The 23,677-nt window shown below is 42.1% G+C and carries 23 protein-coding genes; 11 read left to right on the top strand and 12 right to left on the bottom strand.

What is annotated here, in order from left to right; translation table 11 throughout:
• Positions 1-27: 27 nt before the first annotated feature.
• The 5 genes from D9T12_RS04575 to leuC form a co-directional block, all read right to left on the bottom strand.
• Complete coding sequence (locus D9T12_RS04575; protein WP_240693237.1) at positions 28-372, bottom strand: bactofilin family protein; 345 nt, start codon at positions 370-372, stop codon at positions 28-30.
• An 8-nt stretch (positions 373-380) separates the two neighbouring features.
• Positions 381-1,340, bottom strand: a complete 960-nt coding sequence (locus D9T12_RS04570) for a M23 family metallopeptidase (protein ID WP_130537069.1) — start codon at positions 1,338-1,340, stop codon at positions 381-383.
• Positions 1,341-1,370: 30 nt separating this feature from the next.
• Entirely contained in the window at positions 1,371-2,444 is a 1,074-nt protein-coding gene (gene leuB / locus D9T12_RS04565) for a 3-isopropylmalate dehydrogenase (protein WP_130537068.1), read from the bottom strand.
• Between the two features lie 61 nt (positions 2,445-2,505).
• Positions 2,506-3,141 carry a 3-isopropylmalate dehydratase small subunit gene (gene leuD / locus D9T12_RS04560; RefSeq protein WP_130537067.1) on the bottom strand — a complete coding sequence of 212 codons (636 nt, stop codon included), beginning with the start codon at positions 3,139-3,141 and terminating at the stop codon, positions 2,506-2,508.
• 19 nt (positions 3,142-3,160) lie between these two features.
• Positions 3,161-4,582 (bottom strand): 3-isopropylmalate dehydratase large subunit, encoded by a 1,422-nt coding sequence (leuC, locus tag D9T12_RS04555; protein WP_130537066.1) that lies wholly within the window; start codon positions 4,580-4,582, stop codon positions 3,161-3,163.
• Between the two features lie 159 nt (positions 4,583-4,741).
• Here leuC and queE point away from each other — a divergent pair, with 159 nt between their 5' ends.
• Together queE and rlmD are read left to right on the top strand one after the other, a co-directional pair.
• The gene (gene queE, locus D9T12_RS04550; RefSeq protein ID WP_130537065.1) at positions 4,742-5,383 is read left to right on the top strand and encodes a 7-carboxy-7-deazaguanine synthase; all 642 of its coding nucleotides are present in this window, start codon (positions 4,742-4,744) and stop codon (positions 5,381-5,383) included.
• Positions 5,384-5,440: 57 nt separating this feature from the next.
• Positions 5,441-6,694, top strand: a complete 1,254-nt coding sequence (rlmD, locus tag D9T12_RS04545) for a 23S rRNA (uracil(1939)-C(5))-methyltransferase RlmD (protein WP_130537064.1) — start codon at positions 5,441-5,443, stop codon at positions 6,692-6,694.
• Positions 6,695-6,784: 90 nt separating this feature from the next.
• Here the strand turns inward: rlmD and D9T12_RS04540 are convergent, their stop codons facing one another.
• The 4 genes from D9T12_RS04540 to D9T12_RS04525 all read right to left on the bottom strand — a co-directional run bounded on the left by D9T12_RS04540 (position 6,785) and on the right by D9T12_RS04525 (position 9,712).
• Complete coding sequence (locus D9T12_RS04540; RefSeq protein WP_240693236.1) at positions 6,785-8,125, bottom strand: type II toxin-antitoxin system HipA family toxin; 1,341 nt, start codon at positions 8,123-8,125, stop codon at positions 6,785-6,787.
• Positions 8,126-8,132: 7 nt separating this feature from the next.
• Complete coding sequence (locus D9T12_RS04535) at positions 8,133-8,387, bottom strand: helix-turn-helix domain-containing protein (RefSeq protein WP_130537063.1); 255 nt, start codon at positions 8,385-8,387, stop codon at positions 8,133-8,135.
• Between the two features lie 123 nt (positions 8,388-8,510).
• Positions 8,511-8,711: a MarR family transcriptional regulator gene (locus D9T12_RS04530; protein ID WP_130537062.1), complete on the bottom strand. Its 201-nt coding sequence runs from the start codon at positions 8,709-8,711 to the stop codon at positions 8,511-8,513.
• 44 nt (positions 8,712-8,755) lie between these two features.
• Entirely contained in the window at positions 8,756-9,712 is a 957-nt protein-coding gene (locus D9T12_RS04525) for a hypothetical protein (RefSeq protein WP_206199135.1), read from the bottom strand.
• A 441-nt stretch (positions 9,713-10,153) separates the two neighbouring features.
• Between D9T12_RS04525 and D9T12_RS04520 the strand changes: the two genes are divergently transcribed.
• Positions 10,154-11,515, top strand: a complete 1,362-nt coding sequence (locus D9T12_RS04520) for an FAD-dependent oxidoreductase (protein WP_240693235.1) — start codon at positions 10,154-10,156, stop codon at positions 11,513-11,515.
• A gap of 9 nt (positions 11,516-11,524) precedes the next feature.
• Entirely contained in the window at positions 11,525-11,863 is a 339-nt protein-coding gene (locus D9T12_RS04515; protein WP_130537060.1) for a hypothetical protein, read from the top strand.
• A 134-nt stretch (positions 11,864-11,997) separates the two neighbouring features.
• Here the strand turns inward: D9T12_RS04515 and D9T12_RS04510 are convergent, their stop codons facing one another.
• The gene (locus D9T12_RS04510) at positions 11,998-12,882 is read right to left on the bottom strand and encodes a LysR family transcriptional regulator (protein ID WP_130537059.1); all 885 of its coding nucleotides are present in this window, start codon (positions 12,880-12,882) and stop codon (positions 11,998-12,000) included.
• Between the two features lie 207 nt (positions 12,883-13,089).
• Here D9T12_RS04510 and D9T12_RS04505 point away from each other — a divergent pair, with 207 nt between their 5' ends.
• The 5 genes from D9T12_RS04505 (at position 13,090) to D9T12_RS04485 (ending at position 19,738) form a co-directional block, all read left to right on the top strand.
• Positions 13,090-14,490, top strand: a complete 1,401-nt coding sequence (locus tag D9T12_RS04505; RefSeq protein ID WP_130537058.1) for a ribulose-bisphosphate carboxylase — start codon at positions 13,090-13,092, stop codon at positions 14,488-14,490.
• Positions 14,491-14,897: 407 nt separating this feature from the next.
• Positions 14,898-15,698, top strand: coding sequence for a CbbQ/NirQ/NorQ/GpvN family protein (locus D9T12_RS04500; RefSeq protein WP_130537057.1), 801 nt, complete (start codon positions 14,898-14,900; stop codon positions 15,696-15,698).
• 180 nt (positions 15,699-15,878) lie between these two features.
• Positions 15,879-18,143: a nitric oxide reductase activation protein NorD gene (locus D9T12_RS04495; protein WP_130537056.1), complete on the top strand. Its 2,265-nt coding sequence runs from the start codon at positions 15,879-15,881 to the stop codon at positions 18,141-18,143.
• 87 nt (positions 18,144-18,230) lie between these two features.
• Complete coding sequence (locus D9T12_RS04490) at positions 18,231-18,683, top strand: hypothetical protein (RefSeq protein WP_130537055.1); 453 nt, start codon at positions 18,231-18,233, stop codon at positions 18,681-18,683.
• A 131-nt stretch (positions 18,684-18,814) separates the two neighbouring features.
• Positions 18,815-19,738, top strand: coding sequence for a LysR family transcriptional regulator (locus tag D9T12_RS04485; RefSeq protein ID WP_130537054.1), 924 nt, complete (start codon positions 18,815-18,817; stop codon positions 19,736-19,738).
• Positions 19,739-19,871: 133 nt separating this feature from the next.
• Here the strand turns inward: D9T12_RS04485 and murI are convergent, their stop codons facing one another.
• Positions 19,872-20,705, bottom strand: coding sequence for a glutamate racemase (gene murI, locus D9T12_RS04480; protein ID WP_240693234.1), 834 nt, complete (start codon positions 20,703-20,705; stop codon positions 19,872-19,874).
• Positions 20,706-20,967: 262 nt separating this feature from the next.
• Between murI and D9T12_RS04475 the strand changes: the two genes are divergently transcribed.
• The gene (locus D9T12_RS04475) at positions 20,968-21,771 is read left to right on the top strand and encodes an alpha/beta fold hydrolase (RefSeq protein ID WP_130537053.1); all 804 of its coding nucleotides are present in this window, start codon (positions 20,968-20,970) and stop codon (positions 21,769-21,771) included.
• A 26-nt stretch (positions 21,772-21,797) separates the two neighbouring features.
• Positions 21,798-22,775 (top strand): GGDEF domain-containing protein, encoded by a 978-nt coding sequence (locus D9T12_RS04470; protein WP_130537052.1) that lies wholly within the window; start codon positions 21,798-21,800, stop codon positions 22,773-22,775.
• Positions 22,776-22,797: 22 nt separating this feature from the next.
• Here the strand turns inward: D9T12_RS04470 and D9T12_RS04465 are convergent, their stop codons facing one another.
• A complete protein-coding gene (locus D9T12_RS04465; protein WP_130537051.1) occupies positions 22,798-23,574 on the bottom strand; it encodes a transporter in 777 nt (258 codons plus the stop codon).
• Between the last annotated feature and the right edge of the window lie 103 nt (positions 23,575-23,677).

Raw genomic sequence — 23,677 nt, 5'->3', positions numbered from 1 at the left:
AATTCTTAAAACTGTTTGCTAGTCTGACTACTTGTCCACCGCTAATTCAACCCCTGCAAACGAAAAAAGCTGATCATTTTTGAGCATTTCCAAACACTTCTCCAAAGCAACAACTTCACCTTCATCCGTTAACTGGTAACGCTGACCATTAAACTCACCACCTTCGTCAACAATGAAATCATGACAAATCACCTCACCACTAAACTGGCCGCCTGGCAAGATTTCGAGCGTTTGGCAAGCCACTTTTGCATCAACGTGCCCACTCACAAACAGATTTTGACACTTTACCAACCCTGTCAGCTGTCCAGTGCGCCCGACAGAAACATCAGATTCAACTTTCACAACCCCTTCCAAGGCACCATCCAAATGCAAGTCACCCTCTAAATGCTCGAGCTCTCCACTGATTTTGGTACCTCGGGTAATAATAGTTTTTCCACCTGACGGACTTTGAAGTTGACCGCTTGCACGAAAGATGCCCATGGAACCTGTTTTACCTCTGTAAAAATCTGCTTAAAGTTTGTCAAAGACCAATCGTTAAAAGGCCTTGGATTGAGACGTTTACTCAAAAACAACACCTCATAATGCAGGTGGGCTCCCGTAGATAAACCTGTAGTACCAACCTCACCCAGTTTTTGACCTTTTTCTATAAATTGACCTAGCTTAACATTGATTTTACTCAAATGACCATATCGAGTTTTAAAGCCATTCGCATGCGCAATGGTCACCATTTTGCCAAACCCAGAATCAGTGTAACCTGCAAACATGACAACACCTTCCGCGGTTGCAATCACCGCATCTCCCTGACGACTTTTGTAATCAATCCCATAGTGCATTTTTCGCTTACCCGTCACCGGGTGAATGCGCATACCATATGAACTGGAAATACCTCGATAGTCCTCAACTGCCGACCCATTTGGTAGCATCATCAAAAGATACTGCTGACCAATAGCGGAAGATTGCAGATTTCGTAACCGTTCTTCAAGGTCAACATTTTCAACCGGAGGCAAGTCGCTGCCTCCCATTACTAACTCTTCAAGGCCTTGAATCTGCTTGCCGAGCGTTTCTACAGAAGACTCAACCGCCTGTTTTTCCAGCAAAGTCTCATTAAAACTTTCCTGCAATTCAAACAGACGTTCACCATAAAGCTCAACGGAATGCTGATGCTTCGATTCAATTTCGTCTTTAGTCTCTAACGCCCAAAACAGACTTCCTGCAATCAGAAGCCATAACCCGGCAATCAACAAAATCAAGTAAACCGCAAATCGTTTTACAACCTGTCGAAACGAATACTGTTTCGCACCATAGACATCACTGATTGTAATGGTAAAACGATTGCGCATTTCTGACCGGCCGGTAAACTTTAAACGCGATTACAATGCCGCAACAACTGCATCACCCATTTCTGAGCAAGTCACTTGTGTACAACCTTCATCCATAATATCGCCAGTACGTAAACCTTGATCCAATACCTTTGAAATTGCTTCTTCAATTTTCACAGCCAAATCTTCACGACCTAGCGTATAACGCAACATCATGGCCGCAGACATAATCGTTGCCAGAGGATTTGCTTTGTTTTGACCGGCAATATCTGGTGCAGAACCGTGTGAAGGCTCATACATACCTTTATTGTTTTTATCCAATGATGCAGAGGCTAGCATACCAATAGAACCTGTTAGCATCGACGCTTCATCCGACAAAATATCACCAAACATGTTACCTGTTACCATAACGTCAAATTGCTTAGGATTCAAAACCAACTGCATCGCCGCGTTATCCACATACATGTGATTTACTTCAACTTCTGGATACTCAGGAGCGATTTCATCAATAATCTCACGCCACATTTCAGTCACTTCCAAAACGTTAGCTTTATCCACAGAAGTTAGTTTTTTGCCACGTTTCATTGCCGCTTGGAAAGCAACATGCGCGATACGCTTAACTTCAGATTCAGAATAAACATAAGTGTTGTAACCTTGACGCTCACCATTTTCCAAAGTGCGGATACCTCGAGGCTGACCGAAATAGATACCACCGGTTAGCTCACGCACAATCAAAATATCTAAACCAGCAACAACTTCTGGCTTTAAAGTCGATGCTGAAGCAAGCTGAGGGAAAAGCATCGCTGGACGAAGGTTGGCAAACAGCTCCATTTCCTTTCGTAAGCGCAATAGTCCTTTTTCAGGGCGTACAGAAATATCCAGTGATTCCCACTTGTAACCACCCACAGCACCTAAAAGCACGGCATCCGCATCATGTGCTTTTTGCATGGTGTCATCGGCTAATGGCACACCGTGAACATCGTAAGCAGCACCGCCGACTAAATCTTCTTCCATTGAAATATCAAGACCATCTGTCTCAACTAATTTATTCAATACCTTTACCGCTTCAGCAGTAATCTCCGGACCAATACCATCACCAGGAAGAATCAATACATTTTTTGTCATTGTTAATTTCTCTATTTCTTAAATTTGAATTCTATTTATGCTTAAGCTTATACAACCAAAATCAGTACAGCCAAGGCTTTGTTTGCTTACGACTTTCTTCATAGGTTTTGATCTGCTCAGCATGCTGCAAAGTCAAACCGATATCATCCAAACCATTCAACAGGCAATGCTTGCGGAAAGAGTCCACATCAAACGCAATTGCATCTCCAGACGGCGTCACAATCTGCTGATTTTCTAGATCGATTGTTAGCTCATATCCTTCTGTATCAAAGGTTTCATTAAACAACTCATCAACTTTTTGCTCATCCAGAACAATCGGTAAAATGCCGTTTTTGAACGAGTTATTAAAGAAAATATCCGCAAAACTTGGCGCAATAATCACGTCAAAGCCATAGTCTTTCAGTGCCCAAGGAGCGTGTTCACGTGAAGAACCGCAACCAAAATTCTCACGCGCCAATAAAATCTTCGCACCTTGATAACGAGGTTGATTCAAAACAAAGTCTTTACGTAATGGACGTTTAGAGTTGTCTGAATCAGGCTGCCCCACATCTTCATAACGCCACTCATCAAACAAGTTCGGGCCAAAACCAGAACGCTTAATTGACTTCAAAAATTGCTTGGGGATAATTGCATCCGTATCGACATTCGCACGATCCATTGGGGCAACAATCGCGCTAAAAGTTGTAAATTTTTCCATTTTTCTCTCCTAGCCTCGATTAAGCGTTCAACATTTCACGAACATCAACAAAATGACCTGCAACCGCAGCCGCAGCTGCCATTTCCGGACTGACCAAATGTGTGCGACCGCCAGCACCTTGGCGACCTTCAAAGTTACGATTTGAAGTTGATGCACAATGTTTACCGGCCGGTAAACGATCCGCATTCATGGCCAAACACATTGAACATCCAGGATTACGCCATTCAAAACCAGCTTCGATAAAGACTTTATCCAAGCCCTCGGCTTCGGCTTGCTGCTTCACCAATCCAGAACCCGGTACTGCAATTGCCAATTCAACCTTGTCTGATACCTTACGACCTTTTAACACTTCTGCCGCAGCTCGGAAGTCTTCAATACGCGAGTTGGTACAAGAACCAATAAAGACATATTCAGCCGGAATATCTTTAATTGACATACCCGCCTCAAGCCCCATGTACTTCAACGCATTACGAATGGATGTCGCTTTCACAGCATCCGCTTCTTTATCAGGATCTGGAACCACGCCATCAACACCCAACACCATTTCAGGAGAGGTTCCCCAAGAAACTTGCGGCTCAATGTCAGCGCCTTCTATTTCTACGACAGTGTCAAATTCAGCATCTTCGTCAGAAACCAGTTCTTTCCACGCCTCAACTGCTAACTCCCAGTTTTTACCTGTTGGCGCAAAAGGGCGTCCTTTTACATATTCAATAGTTTTTTCATCCACCGCAACCAAACCAACTCGCGCGCCAGCTTCAATCGCCATATTACAGACTGTCATACGCCCTTCAATCGACATATCGCGGAAGACCTGCCCACCAAATTCAATGGCGAATCCCGTTCCACCAGCGGTACCGATTTTGCCGATAATCGCCAAAATCACATCTTTCGGTGTCACACCAGCGCCAAGTTTACCGTTGACTTTTATCAGCATATTTTTCATTTTTTTCTGAATCAAACACTGAGTTGCCAATACATGCTCAACTTCTGAAGTTCCGACCCCATGCGCCAAAGATGCAAGCGCACCATGCGTTGCCGTATGCGAATCACCACACACTAGCGTTGTTCCTGGCAAAGTCTTACCTTCTTCAGGCCCAACAACATGCACAATCCCTTGTCGCGGATCGCCCATTCCAAATTCTGTAATACCGAACTCTTTGGCATTCATGTTTAGCGTTTGCACCTGAATACGTGACACGGGATCCTCAATCGTTTCAGCACCACCCGTTAACTCAGTGGTTGGAACATTGTGGTCACAAGTTGCCAAGTTCGCGTCCACACGCCATGGTTTACGACCAGCAAGACGCAGGCCTTCAAACGCCTGTGGAGAAGTTACTTCATGCAGCAGTTGACGATCAATATAAATTAACGCCGTACCATCTTCTTCTTGACGAACCACATGGTCGTCCCACAATTTGTCATATAAGGTTTTTCCAGCCATTGCGCTCGCACCCTGTTCCTATTAAGAAATTCAAAAAATAGCCGAAAATTATAGCCGCTCAAACCCTCTCCTTACAACAAAAACCCATCAAATCCCTCTCAAATAAGTTGGAAAAAGGTAAAATGCGAGCAAAAATTAATCACTAGGTGAATCAGGCCAATGAGTTATTCGATAAAAGAAGTTTTTTACTCACTTCAAGGCGAAGGCTTTCATGCCGGACGTCCAGCGATTTTCTGCCGCTTCAGCAACTGTAACTTATGGACCGGCCGGGAAGAAGATCGAGAAAAAGCAATTTGCAAATTTTGTGACACCGATTTCGTCGGCACAGATGGTCAAAATGGTGGGCGGTTTAAAACCGCAGAAGATTTAGCCAATCACCTATTGCAGTTTTGGCCAGATAAAAACATCAAGCCTTTTACCGTTTTAACCGGCGGCGAACCACTTATGCAAGTGGATAAAGAACTTGTTGATGCGCTTCACAAGGCGAATTTTGAAATTGCTGTTGAAACCAATGGCACCAAATCGCCACCGGCCGGTATCGATTGGATTTGTATGAGCCCCAAAGCCAATACTGAAATCGTATTAACTCAAGGCAATGAACTCAAACTTGTTTACCCTCAACCGGAACTCATGCCAAATATTGTTGAGCAAATGGCGTTTGAGTATTTTTATTTGCAACCCATGGCAAATACCAATACCGACTTAAACCAAAATCATACAAAAATGGCTTTGGACTATTGCTTAAAGCATCCAAAATGGAATTTAAGTCTGCAAACCCATAAATTTCTCGGGATTGACTGAAAACCCTACTAAGACAAGCTGCACATTTAACGAAAGCCATCAGAAGACAATAAACTTATGAATCAAATTATTGAACATTTAGAAATCACCGGACTTTCGCACGATGGTCGTGGAATTGCGCATATTGACGGCAAAACCTGCTTTGTAACGGATGCCGTACCAGGCGATATTGTCAGTGCAAAAATCATCAATGACGAACGCAACTTTGCAGAAGCCAATTTGATCAAAGTTCAAACGCCTTCTGAAAACCGGACAGAACCGTTTTGTGATAAATACTCTGAATGCGGCGGTTGCCAACTGCAACACCTGAGTGTTTCGGCGCAACGTCACTGGAAAGCACAAAACTTTTTCACCCAGCTCAAACAGCAGCTAAATACCGAAAACTGTCAATTCACTGACACGCTGACCTCTCATGACCAAGCCTATCGCCGCAGAGCGCGCTTAGCGCTAGAAATCGATAAAAAAGACAAACAGGCACGATTAGGTTTTCGCAAAGCGCAAGACAATCGTTTGGTCGATATTGAACATTGCCCAATTTTAAGCAATGCACTTAACTCTGAAATTAAAAAATCACGTCCAGAACTTTTAAAAACCGCTTCCCGGAAAAACCGTGAATTCACGATTGTTGAAGCCGACAACGGTGTTTTCGGTTTCTCTGAATCGCAGCAAACGCCGAATTATCAAATTCAACCGGCCGGTCAGAAAGCGCTGACCATTGAATTTCCAAGCAACGGTTTTATTCAAGTGAACGCAGATATCAACCAACAAATGATTACGCAATCGATCGAGTGGCTAGATGTTTCTGCAAAAGATTCTGTGATTGATTTCTTCAGTGGCGTTGGCAACTTCACACTTCCACTGGCACAGGTTTCAAAAAAAGCAATCGGGATAGAAGGTCTTGATGCATTAGTCGAATCGGCCAATCGAAACGCACAACTTAACCAACTCGATAATTGTGAATTTTACAAAGCGGATTTATTTAAAAGCTTAGAACACTTTGAATGGTTCCGCGAAGCCAAATACGATAGAGTTTTACTCGACCCAGGTCGTCTTGGTGCACAGGAACTCTGCGAGCAACTTGGGAAATTAGAGGCTCAAAAAATCGTCTACGTTTCATGCGACGCTTCAACCCTTATTCGCGATTGCAAGCTCCTACAAAAGCAGGGATATGTTCTTAAAAAAGCCTGCTTTATGGACATGTTTGCTCACACAACACATGGCGAAACCATGGTATTGCTTGAAAAAATCAAAAAACAGAAGCAGAAAAAAGCCAAACGTCTAGAAAACAAAAAACGAATTTTTAAATTCTAGCGACGCTTAATAAATGAGAGTTTATTTTTTAATTAGCACAGTTTATTTTACTGTTAAAACTATAGTGCCTAATTAACTTAGTCAGTCCATTTATTTTTCTTTGGTCAAAACAGCTAAATGCTGTAAACCAACTTTGGATTTTTGCCTAAGCCCTGAAAAAATGGGTTCCGCAATGTCGTGCGGAAAGCCTTTTGGGAAGTCACTGAGTAATTGTTTTGATACCGACTCAATCACACTCTCTGTTTTCAGAAACATCTCTTCCATATTCTGCCAAGCCAATTTTTCAGAATAACCGACCGCTTTAGCGGTACTCAAAAAATGCCTTGGCATAATCGAATCCCATTTGTAATGACGTTTTTTCCCTTGTACTGCCATGGCCATTTTAATTTTCTGCTTTTGTAGGCCTATGCCGCCCATCAACGGATAAGCCGATAAAATGTCATACAATTTAGTGAGTCGATAACTATTATTGGCCTCTATAGACAGACTGAAGTTCTTACCATGCCCATCCGGTGCTGCGAGCATCCAAAACAGAACTTGAGATTTAAAGAATATTTCACGATCTTGGTTTGCCGTTTGCGAGCCACGCAAAATATCCATAATCGCTTTAATGCTCGGCCCACCATCCGCTTCGTATTTAATTGCAGGCGCAACACCCAATGCTTGACACATATCCTCTTGCGGAAGCCTTACCAGCTTAGAATCCGACTGCCATTTACGATCAAAGCGTTCAACAGCCAGAACTTTTTGGCCTTCAAACGTGACGACTTCAGCATTTGCCGTCGGCAGGTCGAACGCTTTAGATATTTGCATACACAGCCATTCATTTTCACAACTCTGGGTTAAATCTAAATTATTGTAGGCAAGCATCCCAATCGGCAGTTTAAGAATATGCGTAGTCGGCGTTGTCCCTTTCGGCAAATACCAGTCACTACCTATCTTTAAAAGCGCCGTTTTTTCTTGAGCACCGGCAATAGAAATTCGAAAGTCATCCTCAGCATCCTGCATCCCTAAAGGATTCACACCATAATTTCTCAGTAAATGCGCGACATCCTTTTCTTTCAAAGGTTTTGCATGAATTTTCAAATCTACTGGTGTAAGGTCACTAGAGAGCTGAATTGCACCGACACAATCACTGCCAACAGCCGCTAAAAGATCGAAAGGCTGGGTGGTTCGGGTATGAAACCGTGCCTGCATTTTGGCTCGAATTGCATCATTATCCGGCAACAAATTATCAAGAAAGTTATAGATTAAATCGCCAGAATAAACCTTCTTAGACAAAGGCAGCGATAAAGACAGAGAACGTGCGTAAGGCGACTGTAACCATGCCTCAGCGTATTGAAACTGCAAAGCCCCATTTTCCAACTTCCACAACTCCCCCACCAATAAACCATTCATAGAGACAAACAAATGACTATTCGGCTTAGGCATGATTCACCTACCACTCTAAACTTTCATGGTTTACTTCGGAAGAAAAACGATTACCTTTACGGCGAACTTCCAACTCTAAATCCAACGCTGACAACAATTTAAACAAGGTTTCAAGCTTGGCATTCTCTGGCTTAGACTCAAATGAAGACACCGTTGCCTGCCTAACACTTGCTAAGTCTGCCACCAAATTCTGCGACAACTTGTTTGTGAGACGCTGATCTTGAAGATAGACCGCAAGCTCTTTTGCTGAATTGACTCTCATACCGCACCCTTTGAATTTCTATACGCCAGTCCGTATAAAAATCAAATTATACGCTTTACCGTATAAAATTCAAATTATACGCTAATCCGTATAAAATTCAAATTATACGCTAATCCGTATAAACTATAAAAGATGCCAAGAACCGGCTTTGGTTGAGCCAACGCGCTCGATGAGACCCGCTTGCTTGAGTTTATTGAGGTGATATTTCACACCATCCGACGTCATACCTAAGGCGTTCGCAAACTGTTTTTGCGTCCATTTTGGATGAGCGGTAATCAGTGCAATCAGTTTTTCTTGGGTAGTCGCATCAACAATGAGCTTCACTTAATGCCAACTTAATCGCACCCAATAAAAACAATCCTCACGAGCTAAGAAAAATCATTAAGAATTTTTAATAATGATTTTCTAGTAGTTCTTGTCTCAAGACTATTCTCGTCATAGACAGCACTCATCTCAAAATTATTAACGCCCACACCAATACTCCATGGCTTATCAAAAAAAGACTCATCTTCTGGATAGAAAAATTGACATTTTTGACTATCCAAACCGTTTATGATCTTTAAACGAGAAACAATATTTTTAATTGATAATGTAATCAACTGAACAATTATGGCGTTTTTATCAAAACTCCAGTTTAAAGCAACCTGCTTCACTTTTAAGCTACGATTTCCTTTCGAGGGGCCAAGAGATTCAATTTTCAAAAAACTTAAACCATGTTCCGAGCTTCCAATTGTTGTCATATTATCTTTTGGTACTGGCACACCATATTTTTCTTCCAAACCAAAAGACAACATGAAACCACCTCCATTAACTCTAAAGCCATGCTTAATACTGTTATATTCATCTATTTGATTTTTGTCTATAAACTCATCCGAAAGGCGACTCCATAACTCAGCAAAATTGTCTTTAAGCTTGTCATTTTCTACGGAGCCAATGACTAACTCTTGAAAAACAAAATCTGCGACAACCCTCCAAGACAATTTGTCAGTTTTAAAGAATGGATGGAGTTTTAAGGCCCCAGAATTGATGTTTTTAGCCATTTCACGAAGATCACTATTCTTACACTTGGCAATCCAAGCATACCCACAACTTGGAGCTTGAAGCAAACACCCCAATAAGGAAAAAAATGTTTCCATAGCATGATGCTGTAATGCTTTTATCGCAATTGAGGCTCTTTTTGAATCAGCGGATTCGAGATATAACTTCAATAAATAATCAAAATACTCAACATCAACTCCCTCAATAAACATTCTATTTTTAGTATTTAAGTCTATATCCCAAAGACAATAAGGCTCTTCATTGACTAAAAAAACAACATTTTCCATCACAGCTTACCTCTTAATTAAATTACCTCTAAACGCCGAAGCGAGGATGGTTTGTTGTTGGGCTTGGGTGAGTTTGGTGTTGATTTCATTCATATTAGGCCATCAATAGCAATGAGTTTAAACAATCAAATACTATCAATTTAATGCCGTAAAAAGAATACAAACCTTGCCTTTTTAATACATAAGGATTCATTCTCATGACATACCTAGTTGTTCTGCCTTGATTCACCAAGAACGATTTTAGACTCAGCATTTAGATTATTGACTTAGATACAAGCTCAAAGGGTTCAATAATTTCCATAGCATTTGCAGGCTTGAATATAAAAAAATCTTGGGGTAGATTAAGCATATTTTGCGCCACTTGGGCAAAACTCACGACTGGACGCGATTCAAAAAGATACCGGCCGGTCAAATTTTCACTCCAACTCTGGAAGTCGAAAGATGAAAAATAATAAGAAAATCTTCAATGATGCGATGCAATCAGCTGAAAAAGCAGGTATGTCACGCCGTAACTTTTTAAAAGGAACCGCAGCGGCATTTGCCTACTTTACCGGTTTAGAAGCCGCCATCGCTGATCAGGGCAACGATTCACCTACTCACATTGTAATTGTCGGCAGTGGCTCAGCTGGAATCAGTATGGCGAACCGTCTAGCAGACGCGCTACCCAATGGAAAAATCACTATTATTGACCGCAAAGAGCCTCATGTTTACTGGCCAGGATTAACGTTGGTTGCCACTGGTGTTTGGCCAAAAGATAAAGTGATTCCAGGCTCAAATGCATCCTTATTGCCAAAAGGCGATCGCATTCAATTTGTGCAACAGATGGTGGAGAGTTTTGATCCAGAAAACAAACAGGTAACGACTGACGAAGGACAAGTCATCTCTTACGACTACATGGTGGTGACTGCCGGAATTGAATACGACTATGAGTACATTGAAGGAATGGACGTTAATCGTATCGGTGAAAAAGGTCTTGGAAGCGTTTACCATAGCCCTGACAAAGCGGCTGACACTTGGAAAGCAATTGAAAAGTTCTCCAAAGAAGGTGGTAATGGCTATTTCACGCTTTCACACACCCCTATTCGTTGCGCCGGTGCGCCATTAAAGACAACCTTCCTAACCATTGACCAAATGAAGCGCAATGGCGGCTTTGAAGGCTCTAACCTAAACTTCTATTCATCAACAAGTGGCGTTTTCGGTCTACCTTGGTTTAATGATTTTGTCATCAACCGCTTTAAAGAACACGGCATGAGCGTTGAACTACAAACGCGATTAAAAGCGGTAGACATTGATGCGCAAAAAGCAACTTTTACCACGGATCTAGGTGATGAAACAGTCGACTATGATCTGCTTCACGTTGTACCGCCAATGCGTGCACCAAGAGTAATCCGAGAATCAGCTCTTGCATGGCAAGATGGTGGTTTCTCAACTGGTGGCTGGCTAGAAGTAGACCAAGAAACTTTACAACACCGTCGCTATCCAGAAGTCTTCGGTTGTGGTGATGTCAATGGAACACCACTAGGAAAAACCGCAGCAACCGTGAAAATGTCAGTGCCAATCGTTTTAAACAACTTGTTATCGGTCATTAACGGCCAAGAACCGACCGCTAAATTTAACGGCTATACCTCTTGTCCTCTGATTACTGAAATCGGTTCTGCAATGCTGATTGAATTTGATTACAACAAAGACTTGATTCCAACTTATTCCTTTATCGACCCACAACAAGAGTCATGGTTTGCTTGGGTTATGAAAGAACAATTACTCAAACCGACCTACATGCGCATGTTGGCTGGTAAGGCTTAGGAGAGAATCATGAATGAATTAAATTTAACTTTTCAAATCGCCTATGGTTATTTGCTACAAAACTCTGGTGTTGTGCTCGCTATATTAATCGCTACGGTAGTGCTCTATGGTGCACTCATTGGCAAAAGACTCCCGCTTATTAACGGCAAATGCATTAAAACTGCAGTGATGTTTGGCGTTGCTTTGTGGCTGTTTTTTATTTTCACGCTGCCGGCAATGACCATGTCTTCACTGGCTCAAGTGACCTATAGCACCGACTGGTTTATGTTGCTATTTATGTCATTTGGTTATGCGGCGATTGGTACATTCCTTGTCTACCCTGTTCTTCGTCTCTTAAAACGTAGCTAGAACTGAAAACGTCTTATTAAAATGCTTAATTAAAATAAAGCCGTTAACTCAGTAGCAGTACTGAAAAACCTCAGTCTAAAATCCATTAAACATTTAGATTTTAGACTGAGTCCACCTAAGATTGACCAATCAACCTAAACAGCTTTATCTAAAATAAAATTCCGAAAGGTTTCAGCGACAGCCGATAAACGCTTTTCCTTTAGGTGAACCAAATACCAAAAACGTTGAATCGGTGTATTCTCTACATCCAAAATCGCCAGACTGGCGTGCTCCAACTCCGCTTGAATGGTATGGACTGATACCAAAGCCAAACCAAAACCTGAAGCCACAGCACTTTTAATGGACTCATTCGAATTAAATAACATTCCAACTTGCAACTCGCCTGCCTGAGCCTCAAAAAACGCATCCATCGCCTGCCGGGTTCCCGACCCCTCCTCCCTTGCAACAAAAGACTCTTTAATTAAATCACCTACAGTCACTCTCTCGCCTACTAGTGGATGATCGATAGGCGCAATAAATACCAACGGGTTCTTCATAAAAGGCTCAACGCTATACTGATTATTTTCTGGAGGCTGTCCCATAATCACTAAATCGACTAAATTGCGATCAAGATGACTTAGCAATGTCTGACGATTAGTCACCTCAATATCAAAGTCCACCTCCGAATAAGTCTTTCGAAACTGCCCCAACATATCAATCGCAAAACTACTAGCCGTAGTCGCTACGGCCACTTTTAACCGTCCTTTCTGCCCCCCTTTCACCTGAGAAAAATGATCTTTTGCTTCAGAAACCAGACCAAGAATAGAGTTCGCATAAGACTGCATGTCATGACCTGCTTCTGTCAAAAAAATCTTTTTTCCAACTTTTTCAAACAAGCAGACGCCAACCTCTTCTTCCAACTGCTTAATTTGCTTGGATACCGCAGGTTGGCTCATAAAAAGTTGTTCTGAAGCACGGGTGTAATTCAGACATTTAGCCACCATCAAAAAGACCTTCAATTGCCGCAGTGAAATTCTCATACATAACCTTTTGGTTATTAAAATCATTTATAAATAAAATTTTACTTATAATTAACCAACAAATAAACTAGCGCCATCAATTTTTTTACTTTTGAAAGATTTACCAGCTAAAAAAATTTTATTTCACTTTTTTATTTAACTTTTTAAGGAAGCTTGGGGTTATCAAAACCGTCTAAACCACTTCCTTGACTAAAGAGGACTATTAGAATGGATCAGTCAAATCGTTACGCTGACTTAACTCTATCTGAAGACACGCTAGTTGCTGATGATAATCACCTGCTAGTTGCTTACCGTCTAAAACCTGCTGAAGGTTACGGTTTTCTAGAAGTAGCGGCTCACGTTGCTGCTGAATCTTCAACCGGAACCAACGTTGAAGTTTCTACCACTGATGACTTCACGCGTGGTGTTGATGCGCTTGTTTATGAAATCGACGAGGCGGCATTCGGTGAAGACGGTGGTCTAATGAAGATTGCATACCCTGTAGCGCTTTTCGATCCGAACTTAATTGATGGTCACTACAACGTTTCTCATATGTGGTCTCTAATTTTAGGTAACAACCAAGGTATGGGTGACCACGTTGGTCTACGTATGCTAGATTTCTTTGTTCCTGAGAAAATGGTGAAACGTTTCGATGGTCCAGCAACCGATATTTCTGACCTTTGGAAAGTACTTGGTCGTCCAGAAGTTGACGGTGGTTACATTGCAGGTACGATCATCAAACCAAAACTAGGCCTTCGTCCAGAACCTTTCGCTCAAGCCTGTTATGACTTCTGGTTGGGTGGCGATTTCATCAAAAACGATGAACCTCAAGCAAACCAAGACTTCTGCCCAATGGAAACAGTTATTCCTCTAGTTGCAGAAACAATGGATCGCGCGCAACAAGAAACGGGGCAGGCAAAATTGTTCTCAGCTAACGTAACAGCTGATTTCCACGGTGAAATGGTTAAACGTGGTGAATACATTCTTGAACAATTCGCCAAATACGGTAACGAAAAACACGTTGCATTCCTAGTTGATGGCTTCGTAACAGGCCCTGCTGGTGTCACAACTTGTCGTCGTAACTTCCCTGATACTTACCTACACTTCCACCGCGCAGGTCACGGTGCTTTGACTTCTTATAAGTCACCTATGGGTATGGATCCACTATGTTACATGAAGCTTGCTCGCCTAATGGGTGCTTCTGGTATCCACACTGGTACGATGGGTTACGGAAAAATGGAAGGTCACGCTGGTGAAACGGTTCTTGCTTACATGCTGGAGCGTGATGAGTGTCAAGGTCCATACTTCTATCAGAAGTGGTACGGTATGAAGCCTACTACGCCAATTATCTCTGGTGGTATGAATGCGCTGCGTCTTCCAGGTTTCTTCGAAAACCTAGGTCACGGTAACGTTATCAACACTTGTGGTGGTGGTTCATTCGGTCACATTGACTCTCCTGCTGACGGTGGTATCTCTCTAGGTCAAGCTTACGAGTGCTGGAAGTCTGGCCAAGATCCAATCGAATACGCGAAAAATCATAAAGAATTTGCTCGCGCATTTGAATCTTTCCCTCACGATGCGGATAAAATTTTCCCAGAATGGCGTGAGAAGCTAGGCGTACATAAATAATTGCTGCTAAAAACGTTTGATTTACGCAATAGCTACGTTGGTAACCCCATTCCGTTGTTCATGTATCGCAAATACACTACGCTACGGATAATTTTGCCGCCTTGCTCTCATCGAAAATCACGCGCTTTATATCTAGCAATTATCTGAACCCAACCCCAGTCTTTAGGCTGGGGTTTTTCTTCAAGTTATTTTGATTTAGGGACTTTTAAAAGATTAAAGGTGAATTTTCTCCTTGTTGATGTGAATAAATTGAAAGCAATACCATTCATCACTTCAATTTTGTGTTCTGTAAGGGTTTCTTGTGCCGTAGTTCCCTTACATAGATAATCACTCATCACCTTTACTTCGAACGAAGTCTCTAACCCAAAATAACTTTCTGTTTTCAATGGTTTCTGGGAATTCTTCAAATGGACATTTCACAATATAAAATCGACAACGAGCCTTTTTACGATGCACAATCAAACGAAGTAGAACTTTATACAGCCGCATATGATGCTCGCCTACCTGTCATGGTAAAAGGGCCGACTGGTTGCGGTAAATCACGCTTTGTTGAGCACATGGCTTGGAAGCTGGGCAAACCCATCATTACCGTTTCTTGTAACGAAGATATTACTGCTTCTGACCTTGTTGGTCGTTACTTACTGGATGCCAATGGGACCCGTTGGGTAGATGGGCCTTTGACCATGGCCGCTCGTTACGGTGCCATCTGTTATCTAGATGAAATAGTTGAAGCTCGTCAAGACACTATGGTGGTTATCCACGCCCTGACGGACCACCGTCGTGAACTATCCCTAGATAAAAAAGGCGAACTCATTAAAGCCCACCCAGATTTCCAACTGGTTATCTCTTATAACCCTGGTTATCAGTCGTTAATGAAAGACCTTAAACAATCGACTAAACAGCGCTTCTGTGGGCTAGATTTTGATTATGCGGATGCAGCAACCGAAGCACACATTCTCCAACAAGAAGGTGGCGTTGACGAAACAACAGCTAAAAAACTGGTTCAAATTGGTGAAACTGCACGTAACTTAAAAGGTCACGGCCTAGATGAAGGTATCTCGACTCGCTTAATGGTTTATGCGGCTATGCTGATTAACAAAGGAATTTCACCGGTTGAAGCTTGCAAAATGGCATTGGTTCGTCCAATTACAGATGATGTAGACATCCGAGAAACATTGGATAACGCCATCTCAATGATCTTCGCCTAAATCATTATTTTATTTGGGCATCCTTGGGCGCTGTGTGTTATTGATTTCGGTCGTGTATGAAAATATACACTCCCTCAATCGGCTTAACACAGCCTCCCAAATCTACCCATCTAAACTTAATGATTTCTATTTTTAAGAATAGAAAAATTTTGAAGTTAAACGAATGAGACCGTTTAAAACATGAATGAAGAATTATTAGCAGAATATCAGCAGAAATTTACCTGTGGGTTTGTGCAAGCGAAAGAAGTCTTTCCTGCCTGTATTGAAGAAGCACACAGCACCTTATCAGCCGAGGGTGTGAAAGCTTATATGGAAGGTGCCAACTTTCTCTGTAAAATCGGCATGGGAGTTGAGCCGGTATTGATCTATCTAGAAATCATGCCGGAAATCGCTCGCCATATCGGCCGAGGTACTATGAAGATGGTTTCTGATTACTCCTACAAGCTGGCCCGTAGTCCCAATAAAAAAGCCTTAATTCCGTTTTTGAACTCTTTGAGCAGCATTTGCCGTCGTATTGATAGCATTGAAGAACTTCAGCGATATTTTGATATTCTTGAAGAGTACATCAATAAAACCCAAACCGTCATTCATGGTCACCACTCGATTCATGAAAGTCCAGGGATGGTTCCGTTACTAAACTCCATACCGCAGTTGATTTCCAAATTATGTCTGGAAGGCATCCGCAACTTTATTGACTATGGCGCACGTAACTACCTTAACGCTCCTGAAGAACAGATTGCCTATTTCAAACTAGAATCACATGACGCCAAAAGCATCATCATTCGAGAACGCAAAGGAACGACATTCAAGGATGTCGAACGTCATCTTGTAATGCTAAAAGACTGTATGTGGGACTGCGACTTACCTATGCAAACCTTCTCAACCGCTTTTGACCAGTTACGAAAACCAGTGCCCTATCTAGATGAAACTTTGATTGCAGTACCGGATGTTTACCAGGATGACAACGGAGTAACAGGATTAAATCGTTACCGAGCCATGATAGCTCACATGATGGCGCACAAAAAATGGTCAACCAAACTGATGGCCGATAATTTTGCTCCCCATATGCAGTTATTCATCTCACTATTTGAAGACAGCCGTATTGAATATTTGGCAATACGGAGATATCCGGGGTTAAAACCGTTATTTATGGCCTTACACCCATATCCGGAAAAAGGCGCATGTGACGATTCCAAACAGTCATGCCTTCGTTACCGTGCGACACGTATGTCACGTGCGCTATTAGATGAAAGTTTCGATCCGCAAAACCCATTGCTGGAAGAATTTCGTGAACGATTCCATCAAATTATGCAAGAAAAAGGCGAGGACTCGACCACACAAGATATGGCACGCTTAGGTTCTGATTTCTACGTTAAATCTCGTAAACAATCTTCAGACAGTCTGCCGGATGTATTCTTCGATAACACCGAAGTCTCATACCGCGATGATAACCGCTATATCTGGTTTCACTACGAAGAGTACGATGAACCGGATGAAATCATGCCTAATGAGTATGAAAATGAAGAGATGCTCGTTGAAAATGATGGCGGTTTACCGCCACGCCATTATCACGAATGGGATTATCTATCGGAAAGTTACCGGCCGGATTGGACAACCGTTTATGAACGCCTTCATCCAAGTGGTGATGCTGGGAAAATTGACCGTTTGATGGATAAGCACGATGGCTTAGCAAAACGACTGAAAAAAATGATCGAGATGCTCAAACCGCAGAACAAAAAGCGCATTCGCTTCCAAGAAGAAGGCGAAGAGCTGGATTTAGATATCGCATTGCGTTCAATCATTGACTTCAAAAGTGGGCAAGCTCCGGACCCTCGAATTAATTATAGTCATACCTCCGATAGTCGAAATATTGCAGTCATGCTGTTAGTCGACACCTCACAGTCACTCAATGAACGTCTACAAGACAGTTCACAAACACTGTTAGAACTGGCCGAAGAAGCACTCGCAATCACCGCTTGGACAGTCGATCAACTCGGCGATAAATTTGCCATTGCCGGCTTTAGTTCCGATACGCGTCACGAAGTGCGCTATCAGCATATCAAAGGTTATTCAGAACGCTATACTGACGAAGTTAAAGCTCGCATTTCAGCAATGGAAGCTTCTTATTCAACACGAATGGGGGCTGCCATGCGTCATGCAGCCCATTATCTGGAAGCTCAGCAAGCTGAGAAAAAATTGATGTTGATTCTCACCGATGGTGAACCGGCGGATATTGACAGCAAAGACCCGCAAATACTGATTCAAGATACTCATAAAGCAGTGGAAGAGCTAAAACACAAAGGGATCTACTCCTACTGTATTACACTAGATCCAAATGCAGATGACTACGTGGAAGCCATTTTTGATAATCATTACACCGTTATCGACCATGTGGAAAAACTGCCAGAACAACTTCCACAAGTATTTATGAAACTGACTCACTAATCGATTAGAGTCGAAAAAACTCCAAAGCGGCTTTCTCGACTCTTGTCATTGCGCCAATTATTATAAATATTAGCTTGCGAGGCCTGTATGAATTCAACTATGACTGTTCGTGTCGTATTCGATTTTCGCGGTGAAACCTTTCGCTACGAATCCGATATTGTCTTACCCCTCTATATTGACGATATCGACCTTTTTTTGGAAAAACTGCCACACCGAATTGCTAAAGAACATCATCTTGATTTAATCTCTTATCAATTTGAAATGATGGAACATAGTGATTTTGAAGTCACTGCCTTCCAATCTCAAATCGAATTCTCTCTCCCAAAACTCCCCATGATGATAAGGGAATTTCTGGAGATTTATCAAGCAATCGGACCCGAAGCCTATTTACAGAAAATTGCCGAAACCTATGAAATCGACTTGGAGCAAAACCCTAAACTAGCCAAGGCGCTAAAGGCTGCCTACACCTTAGGAAAAGAACAACGATTAAGCGAACGCAAACATCCCGTGAATCCTTGGTTGAATCGAGGTTTTAGCTAAGATTTCCTTTACGGGAATTATTGAGCAAGTAAAATAAAACCTTACAGACTAGGATCTGTTGAAAATTCATATTTGGTTCTACTGCTGAGAAATTCCGCAAAAGAACTTAACATCGAAAAGAACCATTTTCCATGCTCAATATTACCTTCAATCAAATTCGCCTCTTTGAATCAGTCGCACGGCTCAAAAGCTTCACTAAAGCGGCAAAAGAACTTAATATTTCACAACCCGCTGTATCCAGCCAACTAAAGAAACTCGCTGACTCTATAGGCGATCCGCTGATTGAAATTGTAGGTCGCAAAGTCTATTTAACCCCAACCGGTGAAACCACCTACCAGCAATTTCAAACCCTTCTAGATGACTTTGATGACTTCCATACACGTTTAAGGGCCGTCCAAACAGATGGTATCGAAGGAGAACTCAATATCGCAGGAGTTTCTGCCAGCAAATACTTTTTACCATTTATTCTTTCCGAGTTTTTAAAAGAAAATCCAAAGGTGGTGCCAAAACTCTCAATTCTGAGTAAAGCCGAAACGCAGGAAAGCTTAAAGACACAACAACACGAACTGGTCATTACCGGACGAATCTTAGATGGCCTTGAAGCACATTTTGAGGCATTTACTGATCAAACCTTAGCGGTGGTTGCAGCCCCTGGTAATCGATTACATAATCATGCAAAGCTCAGTCTGAAAAGCTTGGAAAAACAAAACCTTATATTACCTTTGCCGGAAACCAGCATTCGTCAAACAATCGATCGAGTATTTGCTGAAGAAGGAATCAAGCTGAAACCTTATATGGAACTAGGCAGCTATGAATTAATCAAACAGTGCGTTATCGCAGACTTAGGCATTGGAATATTACCTGCGGATGCATTTCGGCTAGAAGAATATACTGGGCATTTAATCCGTCTAAACGTTGCCGACTTTCCTATTCACAAACACTGGTATTATGCTTATAGCAACAAAAAAGAACTCTCATTAACCTGCTTAGCATTTATTGAATTTTTACAACGCTACTCGATTGAAACGCACCTCAAAAAAATCTACACCACGTAATGCTAGATTAATCAGATTAATTGCAGGCTTATGAAGAGACACTTAAATTTAAAATTATTGCTAGGGTCTGTTGACAATTCAGCCCCTAATAGCCGAAAGGTTTTCTTTACCGGCCGGTAAAAACTCTAATCGCTCAAAACTGATAGATTCCAACAGTCTCCACATCCTGCCATAGGTGAGCAATTTGCTTGCGATACAAGTCTAAATCGCCACTGGTATAAAAACGATTCATTGCCGGCAATGTTGCCACGCAAAGCAGTTTTTCTAAATCAAGACGGCGCTGCACCTCTTTGGCAACCGCCAATTCGGTACTGATTACCGTCACTGGCGAACCTGCCACCTGCTCAATGACGGGAGTCAAATGAGCAAAATGCGTACAGCCTAAAATAATCGTATCTGCCCCTTTAATCATCAAAGGCTCTACATACTCTCGCACGGCTTTATGAGCCTGATCAAAATCCAATTGCAGATTTTCAACCAAATGCACGAGTTTAGGACTAGGTTGAATTTCCATTTGCACATTGCCAGCGACTCGCTTTGCCAAAGCATCAAAGGCATGACTACTAAGAGTCTTTTCCGTCGCCAAAACACCAATTACTCCAGTTTTGGTGTGAATAGCTGCGGGTTTTACCCCTGGCTCTACCCCGATAAAGGGTACATCATAACGTTCACGTAGCGTTTTAATCGCCACCATCGTTGCCGTATTGCAGGCAACCACAATCGCTTTGACATTTTTTGAGAGCAAAAACTCTACGACCTGAATCGCCCTTTGCAAAATCTCAGCTTCCGACTTTTCACCGTAGGGTGCAAAAGCTGTGTCTGCGACATAGATAATATCCTCAGAAGGCAATAACTCTCTTACTTTCTGAGCGATTGGTAGACCACCAATTCCAGAATCAAAAATACCAATTGGCGTGTGATTCAAAGATTTGACTGATAAAGACAGAGGCACAGATTCAGCGTTCAAACATCTCTCCACAAATTAGTTTTGCGCAAATTATAAATCGAGCGAGACAAAAGTACCGACAATTCCTCATTCATTGCTCTAATTTCTTACCCTAAAAGCCACCGGCCGGTTAAAAGTACTTCTTTATAAAAAAACTCCAACCACATTAAGATTGATTTCAAGTACCATTCATTTCACTTATATAGACGTTAAAATGTTTCACTAGCAATTTATAACTCTCGCATAGTCTAAAAATGATCACTCGTATTGATAAGGAATGCCAATGACTGCTGATAACATCATTGCCAAACACAATGTGGAGATACAAGGCTCAGGCTCAAATACTCTGGTTTTTGGTCACGGTTTTGGTTGTGACAAGACCGTTTGGAACAAAGTCATTCCAGAGTTTACGGATCAATTTCGTGTGATTAGCTTTGATTATATTGGCTGCGGGCGCTCAGATTTGAGCGAGTACAACAATGATAAATACGATGACCTGCACGCTTATGCCAATGATTTAATCGCGCTGTGTGATGCGTTAAACCTTGAATCAGTCTATTTTATTGGTCACTCTGTGAGTGGTGCGATTGGAATGCTCGCCTCCATTCAACGCCCAGAATTGTTCAAAAAGCTTATTACCATCGGTCCCTCTCCGCACTATCTAAATGAAACAAACTATCACGGTGGCTTTGAAAAAGAGGATGTCATGGAATTGCTCACTATGATGCATCTCAACTACTTTGAATGGGCTAGCTATTTAGCGCCCGCTGCCGTTGGGAACAGTGAACATCCCGAGTTTAGTGAAGATATTAAGCTAAGTTTTTTACGCTCAGACCCCGTTATTTCAGAAAACTTTGCAAAAGTGACTTTCCTGTGTGACATTCGCAATCAGTTGCCGAACATTTCAGTGCCCGTTTCTGTGCTTTACTGCACAGAGGATATTATTGTGCCGCTCGAAGTCATTGACTATTTGGCTCAACAAATTCCTAATTGCCAAACGCTAAAACTGGAGGCTACAGGTCACTATCCACAAATCACCAACCCTAAAGCGGTGATTGCCGGCATCGAACACAGCATAACGCATTAACCCATTGAACTGAGAGAGCGAAAACTTTGCAATCGAAGAATAAGATTAACATCGAAAAAATTCCTTGCGGTTACCTTGCCACTAATTTAGCCAGTGAAATCACAGCGATGAACAGCATCTTATGCGACTGGCTAAAGCTAAACCAACAGGAACTCATCGGTCAGCACATTAAAGTATTGCTACCCATGTCCAGTCAATTGCTGTTTCTTGGCAATATCCTGCCCAGCTTGCAACTGAATAAAACCGTCGAAGAAAACTACCTGAAATTTAAAGTGCGAGACGATGAAAATCTGCCACTGATGGTAAACGCTCAACGCATTAATCATGATGGAAAGCCATATTACAGCTATGCACTGATGAAAATGCACCGCCGTCACCTAATTGAAAAGCAACTGATTCAAGAACGCCGCCGTGCTGAAATGGCGACCGAAGAAAAAGCAGCGATTAATTTGGAGCTGCAGTTAGCTCAAGCGCAACTTCTTGAAAAACAGCAATCGCTCATGGCATTAAATCAAGAGCTCAAAGCCCTCTCAACCACAGATGCTCTCACAGGATTATTCAATCGTCGCGTCTATGATCAAGAACTCGACAAGCAAATCGCGCGTTACGAACGCCAACAAGAACCCTTTTGCTTGGTTTTGCTCGACATCGACTTCTTTAAAAAAATCAATGATCAACACGGCCACGATACAGGCGACGCCGTACTCAAACAATTTGCCCAACTACTGCAAAGTAATTTACGTGAAGTCGATACCCTGTCACGGATTGGTGGCGAAGAATTTACCATTATTCTGCCAAATACCCATGCGAAAAATGCCAAAGAGGTGGCAGAACGTCACCGCCAAAACATTGAAGCGACTGAATTTGATTGTGGGCGAGTCACCGCCAGTTTTGGCATTACCGAAATGAAGGACGGCTTGGATAAGACCGATCTCTATACTCAAGCCGATGCCGCCCTTTATCTTTCTAAAGTTACAGGGCGCAATCAAGTGAGCACAACCTAAATACTGATTAAATATCTTCAAATTAATAACGTTGAGTCAGTCCAAAGAAGACCTCAAAATCTTGACCTTCATCGTTCAATGCCGCTTTTGAACCAATATCCCATTGCTGGTTTGCATTCATTTGATACGTGGCGCCAAAGCTTGCATAGGGAAAATAATCCCCTTCGACATCGAACTCCCCCACATACTCCATATAGCCACCAACCTTTTCTGCAAGGTCATACCCTAAAACAGCCGTGTAACTGCCTGAAAAATCCATTTCATCTTTCGTCTTGTTATAAACAGAATCAAGCTGAGCTTGAATACCCACACCAAAACCAGCTAGGTCTGTGCCGAAGGTTATAATCAAACCGCCTTTGACCTTGTCATTAGAAAGTTTACCGGCCGGTAACTTTAGATAAGGTAATAACGCCATTGCACTATCTCCACCATCATTCCCCCAAAGGTTAATTTTCGAACGCACCTCTAGATCACTATAAGAACTTTGCGAAGTCATAACACCGTTTTGTTCGACTTCTTCTTTGACATAAGGCGTCATCACAAAATGAATATCGACTGAATCCGTCAAACCATACTTTAAATTGGTATTAAATGCTTCAAACGAACGAAAAGTCACACCACTCTGCTTGTCTTGTGCAAAGCCCAAAATGGTCGTTTCGATTTGCCAATGTCCTTTATCCACCGTCTGCGGACTTTCCGTTGCATCAGGGCGATCGGCCGCCAATGGACGCAGATCCGCTTGAGCTGCTGAAACAAAGAACAACATCCCCAAACTAAAAAGCCTAAGCTTATATTTCATAAAACGCTCCAAATAATCCCATTAAATAATAAATTTAGTCTTGTCTAATATTTTTATTAGACTAATTTAATCAAACGGACTTTACAACGATTATTTTTATTAA

Source organism: Thiomicrorhabdus indica (genome assembly GCF_004293625.1).
GTDB lineage: Bacteria > Pseudomonadota > Gammaproteobacteria > Thiomicrospirales > Thiomicrospiraceae > Thiomicrorhabdus > Thiomicrorhabdus indica.
Note: the sequence above shows the minus strand (reverse complement) of the source record. Positions and strands in the feature narration are given on the sequence as shown.